Annotated in this window: 21 protein-coding genes; 14 read left to right on the top strand and 7 right to left on the bottom strand. The window is 43.8% G+C overall.

Annotated elements, in window-relative coordinates; translation table 11 throughout:
• Positions 1-81: 81 nt before the first annotated feature.
• Together bioA and bioD are read right to left on the bottom strand one after the other, a co-directional pair.
• Positions 82-1,413, bottom strand: coding sequence for an adenosylmethionine--8-amino-7-oxononanoate transaminase (gene bioA / locus CSV70_RS09815; RefSeq protein ID WP_233191800.1), 1,332 nt, complete (start codon positions 1,411-1,413; stop codon positions 82-84).
• Between the two features lie 7 nt (positions 1,414-1,420).
• Positions 1,421-2,158: a dethiobiotin synthase gene (bioD, locus tag CSV70_RS09810; protein ID WP_158232404.1), complete on the bottom strand. Its 738-nt coding sequence runs from the start codon at positions 2,156-2,158 to the stop codon at positions 1,421-1,423.
• A 96-nt stretch (positions 2,159-2,254) separates the two neighbouring features.
• On the opposite strand from bioD, the gene CSV70_RS09805 reads away from it, so the two are divergent.
• Positions 2,255-2,821 carry a biotin transporter BioY gene (locus CSV70_RS09805; RefSeq protein WP_099627574.1) on the top strand — a complete coding sequence of 189 codons (567 nt, stop codon included), beginning with the start codon at positions 2,255-2,257 and terminating at the stop codon, positions 2,819-2,821.
• 55 nt (positions 2,822-2,876) lie between these two features.
• Here CSV70_RS09805 and fabG read toward each other — a convergent pair whose 3' ends face one another.
• On the bottom strand, positions 2,877-3,620 hold the full coding sequence (gene fabG, locus CSV70_RS09800) for a 3-oxoacyl-ACP reductase FabG (protein WP_099628869.1): 744 nt from the start codon (positions 3,618-3,620) through the stop codon (positions 2,877-2,879).
• 214 nt (positions 3,621-3,834) lie between these two features.
• Here fabG and CSV70_RS09795 point away from each other — a divergent pair, with 214 nt between their 5' ends.
• From CSV70_RS09795 to CSV70_RS09785, 3 genes are all read left to right on the top strand, one after another.
• The gene (locus tag CSV70_RS09795; RefSeq protein WP_085130784.1) at positions 3,835-4,266 is read left to right on the top strand and encodes a BrxA/BrxB family bacilliredoxin; all 432 of its coding nucleotides are present in this window, start codon (positions 3,835-3,837) and stop codon (positions 4,264-4,266) included.
• Complete coding sequence (locus CSV70_RS09790; RefSeq protein WP_099628870.1) at positions 4,263-5,042, top strand: class I SAM-dependent methyltransferase; 780 nt, start codon at positions 4,263-4,265, stop codon at positions 5,040-5,042. The genes CSV70_RS09795 and CSV70_RS09790 overlap by 4 nt, the downstream gene beginning before the upstream one ends.
• Before the next feature lie 599 nt (positions 5,043-5,641).
• Entirely contained in the window at positions 5,642-6,229 is a 588-nt protein-coding gene (locus CSV70_RS09785) for a YpjP family protein (RefSeq protein ID WP_085130780.1), read from the top strand.
• A gap of 212 nt (positions 6,230-6,441) precedes the next feature.
• Here CSV70_RS09785 and CSV70_RS09780 read toward each other — a convergent pair whose 3' ends face one another.
• The 3 genes from CSV70_RS09780 to CSV70_RS09770 form a co-directional block, all read right to left on the bottom strand.
• Positions 6,442-6,702, bottom strand: a complete 261-nt coding sequence (locus CSV70_RS09780; RefSeq protein WP_085130778.1) for a hypothetical protein — start codon at positions 6,700-6,702, stop codon at positions 6,442-6,444.
• Positions 6,703-6,736: 34 nt separating this feature from the next.
• Positions 6,737-7,153: a ferritin-like domain-containing protein gene (locus CSV70_RS09775; RefSeq protein WP_233191797.1), complete on the bottom strand. Its 417-nt coding sequence runs from the start codon at positions 7,151-7,153 to the stop codon at positions 6,737-6,739.
• A gap of 265 nt (positions 7,154-7,418) precedes the next feature.
• Positions 7,419-7,919, bottom strand: a complete 501-nt coding sequence (locus CSV70_RS09770) for a YhcN/YlaJ family sporulation lipoprotein (protein ID WP_099628871.1) — start codon at positions 7,917-7,919, stop codon at positions 7,419-7,421.
• Positions 7,920-8,287: 368 nt separating this feature from the next.
• Between CSV70_RS09770 and CSV70_RS09765 the strand changes: the two genes are divergently transcribed.
• Together CSV70_RS09765 and CSV70_RS09760 are read left to right on the top strand one after the other, a co-directional pair.
• The gene (locus tag CSV70_RS09765) at positions 8,288-9,229 is read left to right on the top strand and encodes a thymidylate synthase (RefSeq protein WP_099628872.1); all 942 of its coding nucleotides are present in this window, start codon (positions 8,288-8,290) and stop codon (positions 9,227-9,229) included.
• 12 nt (positions 9,230-9,241) lie between these two features.
• Positions 9,242-9,724 carry a dihydrofolate reductase gene (locus CSV70_RS09760; protein WP_099628873.1) on the top strand — a complete coding sequence of 161 codons (483 nt, stop codon included), beginning with the start codon at positions 9,242-9,244 and terminating at the stop codon, positions 9,722-9,724.
• Between the two features lie 9 nt (positions 9,725-9,733).
• On the opposite strand, the gene trhA is transcribed toward CSV70_RS09760, so the two are convergent.
• Positions 9,734-10,369 (bottom strand): PAQR family membrane homeostasis protein TrhA, encoded by a 636-nt coding sequence (gene trhA, locus CSV70_RS09755; protein ID WP_085130768.1) that lies wholly within the window; start codon positions 10,367-10,369, stop codon positions 9,734-9,736.
• 82 nt (positions 10,370-10,451) lie between these two features.
• Here trhA and CSV70_RS09750 point away from each other — a divergent pair, with 82 nt between their 5' ends.
• The 8 genes from CSV70_RS09750 (at position 10,452) to CSV70_RS09715 (ending at position 16,258) form a co-directional block, all read left to right on the top strand.
• Entirely contained in the window at positions 10,452-11,288 is an 837-nt protein-coding gene (locus tag CSV70_RS09750; protein ID WP_099628874.1) for a DegV family protein, read from the top strand.
• 25 nt (positions 11,289-11,313) lie between these two features.
• On the top strand, positions 11,314-12,117 hold the full coding sequence (locus tag CSV70_RS09745; RefSeq protein ID WP_099628875.1) for a GDSL-type esterase/lipase family protein: 804 nt from the start codon (positions 11,314-11,316) through the stop codon (positions 12,115-12,117).
• An 8-nt stretch (positions 12,118-12,125) separates the two neighbouring features.
• Complete coding sequence (locus tag CSV70_RS09740; protein ID WP_085130762.1) at positions 12,126-12,698, top strand: YpmS family protein; 573 nt, start codon at positions 12,126-12,128, stop codon at positions 12,696-12,698.
• 14 nt (positions 12,699-12,712) lie between these two features.
• The gene (gene msrA, locus CSV70_RS09735) at positions 12,713-13,240 is read left to right on the top strand and encodes a peptide-methionine (S)-S-oxide reductase MsrA (protein ID WP_085130760.1); all 528 of its coding nucleotides are present in this window, start codon (positions 12,713-12,715) and stop codon (positions 13,238-13,240) included.
• A complete protein-coding gene (gene msrB, locus CSV70_RS09730) occupies positions 13,240-13,665 on the top strand; it encodes a peptide-methionine (R)-S-oxide reductase MsrB (RefSeq protein ID WP_099628876.1) in 426 nt (141 codons plus the stop codon). Before msrA ends, msrB begins: the two co-directional genes overlap by 1 nt.
• Positions 13,666-13,680: 15 nt before the next feature.
• Entirely contained in the window at positions 13,681-13,905 is a 225-nt protein-coding gene (locus CSV70_RS09725; RefSeq protein ID WP_085130757.1) for a YozE family protein, read from the top strand.
• A gap of 77 nt (positions 13,906-13,982) precedes the next feature.
• Positions 13,983-14,687 (top strand): purine-nucleoside phosphorylase, encoded by a 705-nt coding sequence (gene deoD / locus CSV70_RS09720; RefSeq protein WP_085130755.1) that lies wholly within the window; start codon positions 13,983-13,985, stop codon positions 14,685-14,687.
• A gap of 74 nt (positions 14,688-14,761) precedes the next feature.
• Entirely contained in the window at positions 14,762-16,258 is a 1,497-nt protein-coding gene (locus tag CSV70_RS09715) for a lmo1851 family serine protease (RefSeq protein ID WP_099628877.1), read from the top strand.
• Positions 16,259-16,311 lie beyond the last annotated feature (53 nt).

The raw sequence follows: 16,311 nt of genomic DNA, 5'->3' as shown, positions 1-16,311 counted from the left end.
GATAAACATAAAATAGTAATTGGAAAAAGACTGCGCTAGAAACCATGGTTTCTAGCGCAGTCTTTTCTATAAAATGTGTAGTTATTGCTGGACACTACCCACATCTACTAATTCTTCCGTCGCTGCTAGTATTCCGGACTTCATAAGATTCACCATTTCCGCTAACTGTTCATGTGAAGTAGCCAGTGGTGGCATCAGGACAATGACATCACCGAGCGGCCTAGTCAGCAAACCAAGCTCTCTCATTTTAAGCGTAGCGCGGTAAGCGACACGTCTTTCTACCGGGAACGACTCTTTAGTGCGCTTGTCTTTGACGATTTCAATTCCGCACATCAAGCCACATTGTCTAACATCTCCCACATGCGGAAGTTGCTGTACATCCACTAGTAATTCTTTAAGAAACGCAGCTTTTTCCTCTGCTTGCTTTACCAGTTGCTCTTTCTCAAAAATCTCCAAGTTCGCTAATGCTACTGCACACCCAAGCTGATTTCCCGTGTAGGAGTGTCCGTGGAAGAAAGTCTTCATTTCCTCATATTCTCCGTAAAACGCATTATAAATTTCTTCGGTCGCGAACGTAGCGGCGACTGGCAAATAGCCCCCTGTAAGTCCTTTTGCTACAGTCATCAGATCGGGTTCTACTCCTTCATGCTCGACAGCGAACATTTTCCCAGTACGTCCGAAACCGGTGGCTACTTCGTCGACAATCAGTAGTACGTTAAATTCTTTGCATAGCTTCTCAACACCCTTTAAATAACCTGCAGGCATCGTATTCATTCCGCCAGCTCCTTGAATCATCGGCTCAAGCACCATTCCTGCGATTTCTTCATGACGTTCTTCAAATAGCAAGCGCAGTTCATGTAGGCTCTCATCCCGTACAGTATTGTCATCACCTGAAGGGTGACGGTAAACTGACGGGAAGGGAATGACAAGCGCATCAAACAATAGGGAAGTATAGACTTTGTGATACAGTTCAATTGAACCGACACTCATCGTACCGACCGTATCTCCATGATAGCCATTGCTGACGGTCACAAAACGTGTTTTTTTCTCAATACCTTTATTCTGCCAATACTGATACGCCATCTTCACCGCTATTTCAACAGACGTTGCGCCACTGTCGGAGTAAAATACACGCGTCAATTTTTCGGGAACTAATTCCACTAATTTCTCAGCCAGCAGAATCGAGGGTATATTTGCAGCACCGAGTAACGTCGAATGCGCAATGGATTGCAGTTGTGTTTGAATCGCCTCGTCCAGCTCCTTTTTTCGGTGACCGTGTACATTTAGCCACAAAGAAGAATAGCCGTCCAAATACGTCTTGCCATGTATATCCGTCACGGTCACGCCTTCTCCGCTTGCAATGATAAGCGGATCTTTTTCATAATCCGACATCTGTGTAAATGGTAACCACATATGTTGCTTACTTTTCTTGAGCAACTGATTTGCATCCACTTAGTAACGCCTCCTCTAAAATTGAATAATCCCATTCTTCATAGCATGTCTTTTTCTTGCCCGAACTGGTCAACGTTTCTCGAATGTCTTTCTGATAAGGAATAATCCCAATCACAGGGACACCGCTCATCTTATAGATCATTTCCACATTATCTTTGATGATAGTGGGGGAATCTTGCGCCAAATCATTGAATAAAATGCCAGCGATTCGAATGCCTCTTGCTTTCATTGCTTCAATAGAAAGAAGTGTATGGTTAATCGTCCCCACACCGGCTCGTGCTACTAATATGACAGGAGCCTTTAATTCTTCCATCCAGTCGATCATGCAATAGCCTTCTGAGGTGAGCGGAACATAGAGTCCGCCAGCTCCTTCTATTACCATTCCGTCAAAATTTTCGCTGAGTTTCTTCACAGTTTGAGTCAATCTGTTTGTATCGATTTGGACATCTTCCCATCTAGCAGCCAAATGAGGAGAGCAAGGTGTAGGAAATAAATAGTCGGAGATAGGTTGTTCTCTACCGGAAGCCAGTTCATACGTCATAATATCTGGCGCGGTTAAGCGTTCATTATGTAACACCGCTCCCGTTTGGATAGGTTTGAACGGTACAAATTGCTGACCGTTTTCAGACAAAAAGTCACTGAGTAACACGGTGGCTACGGTTTTTCCTACATCGGTATCTGTTCCGGTAATGAATAATATCGACACGTTAAACTCTCCTTTTAAAAATATATGTTAACTAATTACAAAATTATGTTAACATATATTTGTAAAGACAACAATAGAAAGTAGGAGGATCAGAAAATGAAACCAAAGGAAATTGTGTTTTGCGCATTATTTGCAGCATTGATGGGGGTAGGAGCGAATATTGCGCCACTGTTGACGATCGGAGGTGTGCCCGTCACACTTCAATTACTGTTTGCTATATTGGCAGGGGGATTACTAGGCAGCCGATTGGGTGCCTTGTCTATGTTCGCTTATTTATTTATCGGATTGGCAGGTGCACCGATATTTGCGCAATTTAAAGGAGGACTCGGCAGTTTCATCAGCCCGACGTTCGGGTACATTATTTCTTTTATCTTCGTAGCGTATATCGTAGGAAAGTTCTTTGAGCGTAAACAATCGTGGATCAGTTACGCAGGGGCAGGTTTTCTTGCCATAGCCGTTAACTACATAATCGGTACAAATTATATGTATTTTGCTTATGTATACTGGGTAGAAGCGCCTGCAGGATTCAGTTACGCACTTGCGTGGTCCTGGATGGTTGCGTATTTACCTCTAGATATCGGCGTCACGATTCTGTCTATCATATTGATTCCAAGACTCCAGAAAGCTGTCAAATACAAGCCTATAGGCAAGCGTTTAGCGTAAAAAATATACCTGTGCGAGAACGATCAGGAAGCTCTCACGCAGGTATATCTGCAAATTAAACCATCAAAAATCCGCCACTCACACTTATGCATTCTCCATTCACAAAACTCGAGTCATCAGAAGACAAGAACGCAACAACCGAAGCAACTTCCGAAGGGTCACCCATACGACCGGCAGGCGTTAACATCGTTGCCATTTTCTTCACGTCTTGTGGCAAATCCTTGGTCATATCGGTATTGATCTGACCAGGTGCTACCGCATTGACTGTAATGTGCTTACTGCCGTTTTCTTTAGCAAGCGTTCTCGTCAATCCAAGCACACCGGCTTTCGACGCGCTGTAATTTGCCTGTCCCATATTGCCCCAACTGGAAGAAGAAGAGACATTGACGATCTTGCCGTACTGTTGCATTCGCATCTGTGGAATGACTGCTTGGCACGTGTAGAACATACTATGGAGATTGACGTTCAGTACAGAATGCCATTGTTCGGTCGTCATTTTATGGAAAAATGCATCTCTCGTAATACCTGCATTATTAATCAAAATATCAATCTTGTCGAACTTCCCGTAAATAGTGGAGAACGTTTTCGTCACATCTTCCAGATCGGCTACGTTGCACTTCATTGCGCAAACCTTTTCACCTGAAGCATCTAACGCAGAAGCTGTTGTTTCCAACTTTTCCATGTTTACGTCCAAAATAATTACCGAAGCACCATCCAGAAGTAAACGCTCCGCTATCTTCTCTCCAATTCCTTGCGCTGCACCTGTTACGACTGCAATTTTACCTACTAATTTCCCCATTACTCACACTCCTCATCGTTTTCATAGAATAGTAAGATAACTTTATCATGAATGAATGATGATTCATATAGGGAAGTGCTGGCCAAAAAATAGGAGCAACTACACTATTCCGTCATTCGCCAATTCAAACAGGTGAAATAATTCTCTCTATCCTTTACTATTGAAATAAGTACGACATAAAATCTGTAACAAAACGAAAGGCGGAGATATTCAAATGAACGCTTATGATGAGTACATGCGCGGAATCGTTACACCGATGCGCGAAGAACTAACGACTGCAGGATTTACGGAACTCACAACGTCTGAAGAAGTGAATGATACGCTAAAAGACTTGGAAGGTTCAGCTATTATTGTGATCAACTCTGTCTGTGGCTGTGCAGCAGGTTTGGCACGTCCGGCAGTACGCGAGGCGATAGAAGAAGTAAAGCCGGATCACTTATTTACCGTGTTTGCCGGACAAGATAAAGAAGCGACAGAAACATTCCGTTCGTACTTCCCGGAAATCCCACCAAGTTCACCATCCATTGCGATTTGGAATGAAGGTAAAGTGGTATACTTTATTCCACGTGAACAAATCGAGAACTTCCAAAAAGATCAAATTAAAGATCATCTCGTCGACGTCTTAACTAAAGTCGTCGCTCAGTGAACGTGATTATTACGACAGCAGGACGACCTGATGAACACTCCGCGGCACTTCTGCAGCAAGCAGCGGACGCGTTACAGGCACCTGTCGTCGAACGAAATAAGCGGTCCATTCCTAAACTGCAGAACATCTATCAAGCGGGTGTTCTGGTAGCGGGGAAGGACCGCTATTCGTTTTACCAAAAAGGTAGTGACGAACCGTTCTTCTTTCATCCGAACTCTGCGACCTATCGCTTGAAACGCATACTAAAAGGCGAAGCAGATCCGCTCGTGGCGGCAGCTGACCTCAGGCTAGGAGACTCTTTCCTCGACTGCACACTCGGTCTCGGATCGGATGCCATCATTGCGGCGAGCGCAGTGGGTGAAAAAGGAACAGTTGAAGGGATTGAAGCGGACTCAATTATCGCGTTTCTCACAAAGGTTGGATTACACAACTTTTCTATCGACTTTCCACTACTGCAAGAAGCGATGAGGCGAGTGCAAGTCATTCATGCGGAAGCCGTAGATTTCTTGAAAACTTGCGAAACGAACTCACGCGACATCGTTTTCCTTGATCCGATGTTCACGACACCAATCGAAGAATCTTCCAATTTTGAAGTGCTACGGGAAATTGGCGTGACTGATATTGTTACGGAAGGATGGGTAGCAGAAGCTTTGCGGGTATGTAGACGGCGTGTTGTACTAAAAGACCACTACCAATCACCAATGTTTGAACGCTTTGGTTTTATTCAGCAAATTCGCCCGTATACGAAAGTGCATTATGGTGTTCTGGGGAAATGAAATAGGTTTTAGCGTGGTCTCATTTCTTTACTTAATAACTAATATAGCAAAAAGACTGTATAGCTTTTTATTAAGCCATACAGTCTTTTTTTACATAACGCCAGCCTCTCAGGTCACTTCAGACAGATCGTAAAGGTGAAATTGCGTACCTTTACAATCCGTCTTCCAGCGCCTGTCGAGGCTAAACGGCGTTCTTCGCTTTTGGTTTCATCTAGCTACGAACGCCAGCCTCTCGGGTCACTTCTGACAGATCCTAAAGGTGGAAGTACGCACCTTTACAATCCGTCTTCCAGCGCCTGTCGAGGCTAGATGGCGTTCTTCGCTTTTGGATTAGTGAGTGAAATTAAGGGAGCTCAAGTACAAAGTCAATACAAGCATACCAATACCTAGTAGTAAGTTAACATCCATTGTTGCGACCTCCTTTATATGTAGCGCGTTGATTGAAATCCGCTTAACTTGCAATCAGAGAACATTTTGTGAAAATTGATGATTGAAGTTTGACTTTATTGTACAATGAAATAGTAAAAGATGAAACCTTTTGTGACGCTTTTCGTATGAGTTATGTAGATGTATGACGGAATGTTGAAGGAGTGATGGAAATGAAGCAATGGTTACAGCGGCTGATGATCGCATCTGTCGCCGTCTTAACACTGGGCATCATTACACCCAATCATGAAATTTGGACAAACTTTCAAGACAAGCATGAACCGAATGAATCCGGAACCCACGCAGAAGGCATGGAGTATTCCCTTGAACTGCAAGAAAATCGAAATGACTTACTGACACTTGACAGTTACACCGAAGAACAGCAATTGGTCGCGCACGCACGTCTATTGACCTATGAAAAGTTTGGACAGCGTATCGGGCCCGTCATCCAGAATGAATTCGATCACGAGATTTTTCCACGAATCGAAGCGGTGATCCAAACAACCGTACATAACGCAGCAGATCGCCGTCTCGCCATTACCGAGCAACCTTCAGGAGATTATGCGGAAAAGATTTTCCACGTTTATGACAAAACAGCGGAACAGGACCTTATTAAGTTCCACGTTCGTACAGAAAAACGACCAAGTGACGGCTACTTCTATAATTTCCATTACCATACAGCGGATGATGGATTTGTCGCACACCACTCAGTCGGTGATATTTACTGGTCCAAAAACACACCACCGAAATGGCTAACCTAAAAAATATCGAACACTCTTCTTCATGACGGGTGTTTTTTATCGTCTACATTTTTATAGTTATACAAGAGTGGGGTAGATGGATTGAAGTACATTGGGATTCGAAAATAGCGGGCAGATTAGATTGATAGACTTTCCGAAATTTAAACAACTTAGATAGAGTGGACAAAGTGAAAAAAGGGATCTTTTTTGCCCCCCCTAAAACATCTACCCATTCATGAACTTTTATCCATTTTCGCAATTTGTTTACTTAGTTGATCAATTTGCTTTTGCATTTTTTTCATTTCTTCAGATAGCTGATCTTGGGGATCTTGTCGGTTTGAGTTTTCTAGTTCTTGAAGTGCAATACCTGCTGCGATGGTCTGAATTCCGTCCCCCAATGTAGAAATTGCAGCCCCCAACAATGCAAGCTTGGCAGCAAACACTTCAGGAGAGTCTGTATTTTTCCCAAACTGTTGTTTGTTTGAGTTGTACATAACCACGCCTCCTCTTTCACCACTAGCTATGATTTTAAAAATATAAGAACCAAACAGCGTGGTTTTGTTCATCGGCTGATGCTTGAGTAAAAGAAGACCTAACCATTGGGATTTGCGTTTCACGTGCAGCAGTATGATAAAAGTCGACAGTCGTTTGCTCATCCATAAAAGCTGATTTCACGCCACTCTTATACTCTTTCTCACAGTTTTCTGTGAAGTTAAGTACGGGTTCCTTACCGGTCAATTGGAAATAGAGAGACCAAAAGCTTTGGTAGTGCCTCATTTCGTCATTTCTTATTTCTAGTATTTTATCTTTAATCTCTTGAGTTGGCGCTTGATTAGCTAAAATTCCATAACAATATATCGCATGATACTCTCCATTAATAGCTTTTAATAAATTATTTATAGTTTGTGTATGGGCATTACTGTATGTCTGACTAGTGTTTAACAATGAACTCACTCCTTTCATCATATACAGCGTTCCTATTTATTTTATGCTCTGGTTCCAAATGGGTGAATATAAAAAGGTCACTGAACTAGTTCAGTGACCTCATACACTCACCATGTAGTGTACTGACAGTGTAGGCGAGTAGTGTGATTAATAAACGTGGTAAATTTTGGGTCGGTCGCTTTTTTCCAATCATAGAGAGATGTTTATTTTTTTAGCCGACATACACTAGCTAACAGAATTACGTCTTTTTCGCATCGTCGAAATATTATCGTGCATCTGGAAATACGCGTTTCATTGCTTCCGAAAACTCATCGAAGAATCCTTCTACTGGCTCGCCCGCGTTAATTTTCTCCCTATAACCGGTCATTCTATCTACGAAGTCTGGATTAAGGGAAACGTAGACATTTTCAATAGCCGAATTAGAAGAACGAACTTTTTCCGCGATTTTATCTTCCAGCTCTTTTGTCGCTTCTTTCATTGCCGTATCTTTTGAGACAACCGCAACATACGCGTTATGATCCGTAACCAGTACAGTGGCACTATCCACTTCTGTCAGTTCAGTGATTTTGTCTGCCGCTTCATCAGCCGACTCCACCTTGGTCTCATGGGTACTAGGAGTTGAAACGTTTTCGTCAACAGTCCCATTGGATGTTTCATTTGTAGTAGTGTTTTCGTCAACGGGCGCCGTGTTATCATTTTTTGTTCCGCAACCCATCACGACCAGTGCAGCTAAAAGAACCATCATGAACCATGTTGTTTTTTTCATGTATTTTCCTCCTTATGATTACTTCACATCTAGTGTGTTCATAAAGGGGAATTTTCATGCAACCAATACATACTCAAATGAAAAACGATGACCCTTTAATTCCTGGCATGGAAGGTTGAAAAGATTGTTTAATCATTTATTGCTGATCTATAGAAAGCCACTGTATCCTACTGAGCGCAGAAGAATTTTCGTGTATACTACACGCTATAAGCAAAGGCGACATTTGAAAAAATAACCCTATACGACGAGCAGTGAATACCGGTCGAAAAACACACCATCGAACGGGCTTTTTTAATCAGCCCTTTCGTGGTGTGTTTTGTCGTCTTAATGTTATAATGAGTGTAATTTCAGAAGAGGGAGCTTGAAGCATGAAGCAATATTTAGATCTATGTCAACATATTCTGGATACAGGAACGAAAAAGGGAGATCGTACGGGTACGGGGACATACAGTGTCTTCGGTTATCAGATGCGTTTTGACTTAGCGCAAGGATTTCCTTTAGTCACGACAAAAAAGACGGCGTTTCGTTTGATTGTCTCAGAATTACTATGGTTTATTAAAGGAGATACCAATATCCGTACGTTGATACAGGAACGTAATGGAATTTGGGATGAATGGGCATTTGAACGGTATGTAGAAAGTGCGGCGTATACAGGAGAGGATATGACCGATTTTGGTCGCCGTGTACTACAAGATGAAGAGTTCGCGAAGGTTTACAAAGCGGAACTCGCTTTATTTAAAGAGAAAATTTTAGCAGATGAAGAATTTGCGAAGCAGCACGGTGATCTAGGGCCCGTCTACGGCAAACAATGGCGAGCGTGGGACAGCGATAGTGGAGTCATCGATCAGCTGGCACAAGTGATCGACAGCATCAAAAACAATCCTGACTCGCGTCGTCACATTGTCACGGCGTGGAACCCTGCTGAAGTCGACGCGATGGCACTGCCGCCATGCCACTTACTGTTTCAGTTCTACGTGGCGGACGGCAAGTTATCATGCCAACTCTATCAACGCAGTGCGGACGTCTTCCTAGGTGTTCCGTTCAATATCGCATCTTATGCATTACTCATTCATTTAATTGCGCATGAATGTGGTTTAGAAGTAGGCGAATTCGTCCATACATTAGGTGACGCACACTTGTATCAGAACCATATTGATCAAGTGCACGAGCAATTAGCGAGAGAGCCGAAAGAATTACCGACATTACATGTGAATTACGACGGTCGATCGATCTTTGATTTGACGGTAGAGGATATTTCGATTGAAGGCTATGATCCACATCCGAGAATTAAAGCACCGATCGCAGTATAAGGAGGGCATACAATGATTTCATTATTGGTGGCACATGATCTGGGCCGAGTCATCGGCAAGGACAATGAGATGCCATGGTATATTCCGGAAGAACTTCAATACTTTAAAGAGAAAACGATGGGCAAGGCGATCGTTATGGGACGCAAAACGTTCGAATCGATTGGTCGTCCGTTAAAAGGTCGATTAAATATTGTCATCACGCGCAATACAGACTATCAAGCAGACGGCGTCACGGTCTTTCATGATCTAGATAGTGCCGTGAAACTTGCAAAAGACTATGCGGACGAAGTGATGGTCATCGGCGGTGCGGAGATTTTCAAGATGTCGATGGAAGATGATGCAGACAGATTGTATGTTACCGTCATCGAGAAACATTACCCGGGTGACACATTCTTTCCAGCATACGAAGAAGACTACGCATTGATAAGCAAGTCGGAGCCACATTATGCAGAAGACGGCACCGCCTATACCTACCAAATTTGGGATAAAAAATAACGTTCTCCCCTATACATAGAGAAGAACGCTAAAGAATATCGATGTGCTGCCCGCCATAACGAACAGGTGCCAGATTGCATGATTGTACGGTACACGGCGTGACATAAAGAAGTACGCTCCTGCTGTATAGAACAACCCACCAATCACGAGCAACCATAGCCCTTGTGGCGGCAGTGCGTTATATAACGGTTTAATCGCTAACACGATGAGCCAGCCCATAATGAGATAGAGGGCGAGTGATAGTTTGGCGAAGCGGTGAATATAAAAGATCTTGAACAATATGCCGAACAAGGTCATTCCCCAGATGATGCCGAATAACGTCCAACCGAGTGCACCTTTTAAGGTGACGAGCAAAAACGGCGTATAGGTTCCGGCGATCAGTACATAGATAGCGGAATGGTCAAGAATCGCAAAAAACGATTTCAATTTCACAGGCATACTATGTAGTAGCGTACTGGCGAGGAATAATAACAACATGGATACGCCGAAGATGGTAAAGCTTGTTATAGCGATTCCCGTGCCTTGTTTCACGCCTTTTAAGATCAGCAAGACTAATGCAGGTATGCTGAGTAAGAACCCGATGGCATGCGTAATTGCATTCCAGCGTTCTTCATGCAGATTTTTGTAATCGAATGCTTCTTCCATTCTTGTAGCACCTCCTGCAATACACTATATCAAATACAGCGAAAAAAATCGCAGAAAGCCACACGCGAAGGAGATAGAAATCATGAAAAAAATTCATATCGTCACGGATTCCACTGCAGAACTATCGGATGAACTGATTGCTCAATACAATATCCATGTTGTACCTCTAACACTGATCATCAATGACAAGTCTTATATTGACGGCGTAGAAATCCAACCGGAAGAATTTCTCGACTTAATGCGCGATGCAAAAGAATTACCGAAAAGTTCACAGCCGGCAGTCGGCGTATTCCAGAACCTGTATGATGAACTGGGAGCGGATGGATCACAAATTATTTCGATCCATATGACGGGTGGCATGAGCGGGACGGTGAAATCTGCGGAAACGGCAGCTCATGCGTCAAACGCAGACGTTACGGTCATCGACTCAATGTATATTTCACATGCCCTGTCTTTCCAAGTGCTTGAAGCATGCCGACTGGCCGAAGAAGGCAAGTCGGTAGCAGAAATCGTGGAGGAACTTGATAGTGTACGAAAACGTTCCTCTTTATACGTCGTGGTGGATGTTCTCGATAATATGGTGAAAGGCGGACGAATTGGCAAAGGGAAAGCGATGTTTGGCTCCCTTATGAACATCAAGCCTATCGCGTCACTGAAGGACGGGGTGTATACGCCGGTCGCGAAGGTGCGCAGCCATAAACAAGTAGTCTCTTATTTGTTTGACGAGTTTAAGAAAGAAACAGCAGGGAAAGTAATTCGTAGTGTCGGAATCGCCCATGCAAACGGTCTGGCAATGGCGGAACCGCTAAAAAGTAAGATCGAAGAGATGGGCATTCAAGTGATGCTGACATTTACGACTCCGATCGTCAGTACCCATACTGGAGAAGGCGCGATCGGATTCATGTATTACACCGAGTGATACTAACTATAAAGGATATGAGATTATGAGAAGAATGCTAGTGCTGAGTCTCGTCTTCTCATTGTTCTTAGCAGGGTGCCAGGTCCCATTCAGCAAAAAAGAGACGACGCTTGCGGAACGTGAAAACGTTGCGTTCGATCCGTTTATTGTGCCGGAATCATTCATCCCTAAACGTATAAATGTGTTAGGGCTAGGTGATTCATTAACCCAAGGAGTCGGGGATGAACGGAAAGAAGGCGGATATTTTGGCCGTTTGACGTCGGACATGGAACAATGGAAAGGCATTATGGAAGTGGACGCCATAAATTTAGCAAAACGCGGACGGCGAAGCGACCAGTTTTTAAAGCAATTGCAAGATGAAGAAGTGCAAGAAGCGGTCATTCAGGCAGATTATATTGTCTTTACGATTGGTGGCAATGACATCATGAAAGTCGTCAAAGGTAATTTCATGCAGATGAAAATGTCTGATTTTTATAAGGCGCTGGGTAAATTTGAAACAAGAATTGAAGAACTGTTTGAGATTTTGCGCCTCTATAACCCGGATGCACCGATCATCGTGGCGGGTCTCTACAATCCTTTCTCCGTCGTGACAGACGAAGTACAGGAGTTTGAAGACATTATCGCAGACTGGAACCGCTCGATAGAAGAACAAGTGGAACAAGACGGGATGGCCTGCTTTGTTCCGGTAAAAGATTTATTTGATTCGAATGAAAACCTGGTTTATCACACAGACTTCTTCCATCCGAACAGTAAAGGGTATGATTTGATGGAAGAGCGATTTGTAAGAGAAATTAAAGGCTGTTCAGCGGTTGACCTGGAAGTGGAGTGAAGTACAAGATGAATAGTTGGAAAATAGCATTTTTCGGTCTGGCAGGAATAGTTGCGGCAGGGTTCGTGGGGCTTATCATCCTCATCAGTGGCACCACCGCTTCTCCAGCTCTTCCGAAAGACCAAGCAGTAGAAGAGAAAGGCTATACGATGGCACTAAATACAACGAAAGACAATTTTGAAGGCATTGCGAACACGTATATTAGAAAAGCCGTTAAAGGCACGTTGCCAGTAGAACTAGAAATGCGTGACGATGTATTGTTGACGTCCGAACTCACGGTATTCTCGCATACATTACCGCTCGCGATGCATTTTGACCCAGTCGTACGAGAAGACGGAAACTTAATCCTTAAACAATCGTCTATGGAATTAGGACAGTTGAATATCCCACCTTCCACGGTACTGAAATTACTGAAGAATTCGGTAGAGCTTCCGTCATGGATGGTCGTGCGACCGAAAGAAGAAGAAATATTCATCAATTTGAAGGACTTGCCGCTTTCGGGTGACTTCCAAGTGAAGGCAAAAGAAGTGAATTTAGCGCAAGATGAGATTATATTAGAAGTATTGATACCGAAAAACTAAGGAGGGCAACGACTATGGCAACACAACATGCAACTTTCGCAGGTGGGTGCTTCTGGTGTATGGTTAAACCATTTGACCAATACAATGGAGTGCATTCGGTTACGAGTGGTTATACGGGCGGGCATACTGTCAATCCAACATACAAAGAAGTTTGTTCCAATACAACCGGTCACAGAGAAGCGGTAGAGATCGAATTCGACGATAGTGTCATTAGTTACGAAGAATTATTGAATGTTTTCTGGCAAGTGATTGATCCTACTGATGCAGGCGGCCAGTTCCATGACCGTGGCGAATCGTATAAATCAGCGATCTATACACACTCTAACGAGCAACAGCAAGCAGCACAACGTTCCAAGCAAGCTTTACAAGATAGCGGCAAGTTTAGTGCGCCTATCGTGACGGATATTTTCCCTGCGGAAATATTCTATCCCGCCGAAGACTATCACCAGCAGTATTACGAAAAGAACCCAGACCACTATGCACGTTACACTGTCGGATCAGGACGCGCAGGATTTATCGAAAAGAATTGGGGGAATCGTTGATGAAAAAAGACTTACGTTCTGAATTAACAGAGATGCAGTATCATGTGACGCAAGAAAATGGCACGGAACCACCATTTCGTAATGAATATGACGCGCACTTTGAAGAGGGAATCTATGTAGACATCGTGTCAGGTAAGCCGTTATTCAGTTCAAACGATAAATACGACGCGGGCTGTGGATGGCCAAGCTTCACGAAGCCGATCGAAGCCGTGGAAGTTACAGAGCATTTCGATACAGCTCACGGCATGCGCCGCACAGAAGTACGGAGTAAGTCAGCGGATTCTCACTTAGGACATGTCTTCCCAGACGGACCACCAGAACAAGGCGGCTTGCGCTATTGCATCAACTCCGCCGCATTACGTTTCGTTCCGGTGAGTGATCTAGAAAAAGAAGGCTATGAAGAATACAAAGGGTTATTTGAATGAAGGAAGGTGACGACGATGGATCGATCCTTTTACCATTTCGCACTACGTTATCGTGGCGGTGAAAAAGACGATGTCAAGGCATTGTTTGCAGAGAGGATGTTTCTCGATGCCGGTTTCCCAAAAGATGAAGAGGATTTCGATTCATTGTCGCGTTACGTAGAGGACATGGCGGATGATCATTTACGTTCTACTACGTTTGATGAAATATACGCCATCTATCAAGAGCTTTGCAGCAGATAAATGGCGAGGGTTTCATTGCATCTCGCCATTATTCACTGTATGATAATAACAAATTAGTGAAATGAGGCTGAAAAAAGATGAGTATACATATTGATGCAAAACCAGGCGATATCGCAGAAACGGTTCTTCTTCCAGGAGATCCATTACGCGCGAAGTATATCGCAGAAACATTTTTAGAAGACGTTGTACAGTACAACGAGGTACGGAACATGTTTGGCTTTACGGGAACATATAAAGGCAAACGTATTTCCGTACAAGGTACTGGCATGGGCGTTCCGTCTATTTCTATCTACGTAACAGAGTTAATGCAAGAGTTTGGCGTCCAGAAATTGATCCGCGTTGGCACATGTGGCGCGATTCAGAAAGACGTAAAAGTACGTGACGTCATCCTTGCACAAGGCGCGACAACAAACTCATCACTAAACGACGTAACATTCGGTCCGATTCGCTTTGCGCCGATCGCAAACTTTGATTTATTGATGAAAGCGTATAATGCAGGGAAAGAAAAAGGCTTGCATTTACAAGTAGGAAACGTCTACACAGAAGACTTCTTCTATAATGAAGACGCTCAGCATGAAAAATTAGCGCGTCATGGAGTATTGGCGGTCGAAATGGAAGCCGCAGCCCTATATACGCTAGCAGCTCGTTATGGCCGTCAAGCACTCGCTGTTCTGACAGTAAGTGACCACATCTTAACAGGAGAAATTACCACGCCTGAAGAGCGTCAAACGACATTCAACGAAATGATCGAAGTCGCGCTAGACGCAGCCATTGCTGAATAATAGAATAGATAGAAACTTGCAAAAGACCGCTCTTGGCAGCGGTCTTTTGCAGGGATATGGAAAGTAGGGAGACCATGAACGAAAACGATTCGCATGAGAACGGGAAACCACAACCGGAAGCGCCGAAACCTGCTCGCTATATTCGGATCAAACCGTTTTCTCTGATCATGCTCATTTTTTTCCTTGTGCTGGCGACAGCCGCCGTTACCTTCGTGGCACTGACAGTCGGAGACGAAAAAGTAGTAGAAGTCGTCAAACCGAATCAAGTAGGTATGGAACGAAAAGAGTTCAAGAAACTGTATGAGGCATATGATCAACTGAAAGAAAGTTATTTTGACGATGTAGATGATCAAGTCGTCATTGACGGCGCGATCAACGGAATGGTCGATTCCTTGGGTGATCCGTACTCTGATTATCTAAATGAAAAAGAAGCCAAGCAATTGAATGAAAGCATTTCTTCGAGTTTTGAAGGAATCGGTGCAGAAATTCAAGAGTCCAACGGCTATATTAGTATCGTTTCACCGATAAAAAACTCTCCTGCTGAAAAGGCAGGTTTATTACCGAATGATACCGTACTGTCGGTCGATGGCGAAAGCATACAAGGTTTGTCTTCATCGGAAGCGGTATTGCTCATCCGTGGAGAAAAAGGGTCGACGGTGACATTATCTGTACGACGCGGCGAAAAATCGGATCCCTTTGACGTCAAGATTGTTCGTGACGTGATTCCGATCAATACGGTATACGCTGAAATGCTCGACGACAACATCGCTCATATTAATATCACATCGTTTTCAGAACATACGTATGAAGAATTGCTCGAAGCGCTGAATGAAATGACCGATAAAGGAATGGAAGGCGTACTGATTGACGTGCGTCAAAATCCAGGCGGCATCTTAAGCGGTGCTATCGATATTTCCGATTTGTTCGTTCCGGACGGCAAAATCTTATTCCAAACGGAAGAAAAAGGTAAGACGCCGGAAGCGTATCCTTCTTCTAACGGACAGAAAGTAACGGTCCCAGTCGCATTGATTGTAGATGAGGGCAGTGCGTCCGCGTCTGAGATCTTAGCGGGTGCGTTAAAAGAAGCTGCAGGTATTCCGATTGTCGGCGTCAAGACGTTTGGTAAAGGGACGGTTCAAACACCTACCCAATTACCGGATGGTTCCAACTTGAAATTGACGACAGCGAAATGGTTAACTCCAGACGGCAACTGGATCCACAAAAAAGGGATCGAGCCTGACGTTAAAGTACCTTATCCTTCGTATGCGTCACTACCTTTCCTTGATTCATCTGAAGAGATGGACGAAGGTACCGTTTCTCCTTCCGTACAAGCGGCAGAAGAAATGCTAGAAGCTGTAGGGTATGACCCAGGAGAAGCAGATGGTCTTTATGACGCGGATACAGCAGAAGCTGTTAAAACGTTGCAGAAAGATCTGTCACTAGAGCAGACAGGCATCTTGACTGGAGATACAACGGTCGGCTTAATGCAGAAATTACGGGACAAGATGAAAAAAGATGACCCACAATTGCTGAAAGCGAAAGAAGTTGTGTTAAAAGAAATTACTTCATAATCAAAGAAACACGCGTCCAGCAATCGTTGGGCGCGTGTTCTCTATGGAAAAGG

This window comes from Sporosarcina sp. P25 (genome assembly GCF_002743235.1).
GTDB classification, from domain to species: Bacteria; Bacillota; Bacilli; order Bacillales_A; family Planococcaceae; genus Sporosarcina; species Sporosarcina ureae_B.
The sequence above is the reverse complement of the archived record's forward strand: the minus strand, read 5'-3'. Positions and strand labels throughout refer to the sequence as shown.

What these genes read in the sequence shown, in the direction of transcription:
- CSV70_RS09805 (WP_099627574.1), top strand. Translation starts at nt 2,255, where the DNA reads ATGAAACCAAAGGAAATTGTGTTTTGCGCATTATTTGCAGCATTGATG.
- CSV70_RS09760 (WP_099628873.1), top strand. Translation starts at nt 9,242, where the DNA reads ATGATTTCATTATTGGTGGCACATGATCTGGGCCGAGTCATCGGCAAG.
- CSV70_RS09750 (WP_099628874.1), top strand. Translation starts at nt 10,452, where the DNA reads ATGAAAAAAATTCATATCGTCACGGATTCCACTGCAGAACTATCGGAT.
- CSV70_RS09740 (WP_085130762.1), top strand. Translation starts at nt 12,126, where the DNA reads ATGAATAGTTGGAAAATAGCATTTTTCGGTCTGGCAGGAATAGTTGCG.
- CSV70_RS09770 (WP_099628871.1), bottom strand. Translation starts at nt 7,919, where the DNA reads ATGAAAAAAACAACATGGTTCATGATGGTTCTTTTAGCTGCACTGGTC.
- fabG (WP_099628869.1), bottom strand. Translation starts at nt 3,620, where the DNA reads ATGGGGAAATTAGTAGGTAAAATTGCAGTCGTAACAGGTGCAGCGCAA.
- CSV70_RS09780 (WP_085130778.1), bottom strand. Translation starts at nt 6,702, where the DNA reads ATGTACAACTCAAACAAACAACAGTTTGGGAAAAATACAGACTCTCCT.
- CSV70_RS09795 (WP_085130784.1), top strand. Translation starts at nt 3,835, where the DNA reads ATGAACGCTTATGATGAGTACATGCGCGGAATCGTTACACCGATGCGC.
- CSV70_RS09745 (WP_099628875.1), top strand. Translation starts at nt 11,314, where the DNA reads ATGAGAAGAATGCTAGTGCTGAGTCTCGTCTTCTCATTGTTCTTAGCA.
- CSV70_RS09725 (WP_085130757.1), top strand. Translation starts at nt 13,681, where the DNA reads ATGGATCGATCCTTTTACCATTTCGCACTACGTTATCGTGGCGGTGAA.
- CSV70_RS09785 (WP_085130780.1), top strand. Translation starts at nt 5,642, where the DNA reads ATGAAGCAATGGTTACAGCGGCTGATGATCGCATCTGTCGCCGTCTTA.
- CSV70_RS09765 (WP_099628872.1), top strand. Translation starts at nt 8,288, where the DNA reads ATGAAGCAATATTTAGATCTATGTCAACATATTCTGGATACAGGAACG.
- CSV70_RS09715 (WP_099628877.1), top strand. Translation starts at nt 14,762, where the DNA reads ATGAACGAAAACGATTCGCATGAGAACGGGAAACCACAACCGGAAGCG.
- bioA (WP_233191800.1), bottom strand. Translation starts at nt 1,413, where the DNA reads ATGTGGTTACCATTTACACAGATGTCGGATTATGAAAAAGATCCGCTT.
- msrB (WP_099628876.1), top strand. Translation starts at nt 13,240, where the DNA reads ATGAAAAAAGACTTACGTTCTGAATTAACAGAGATGCAGTATCATGTG.
- trhA (WP_085130768.1), bottom strand. Translation starts at nt 10,369, where the DNA reads ATGGAAGAAGCATTCGATTACAAAAATCTGCATGAAGAACGCTGGAAT.
- deoD (WP_085130755.1), top strand. Translation starts at nt 13,983, where the DNA reads ATGAGTATACATATTGATGCAAAACCAGGCGATATCGCAGAAACGGTT.
- msrA (WP_085130760.1), top strand. Translation starts at nt 12,713, where the DNA reads ATGGCAACACAACATGCAACTTTCGCAGGTGGGTGCTTCTGGTGTATG.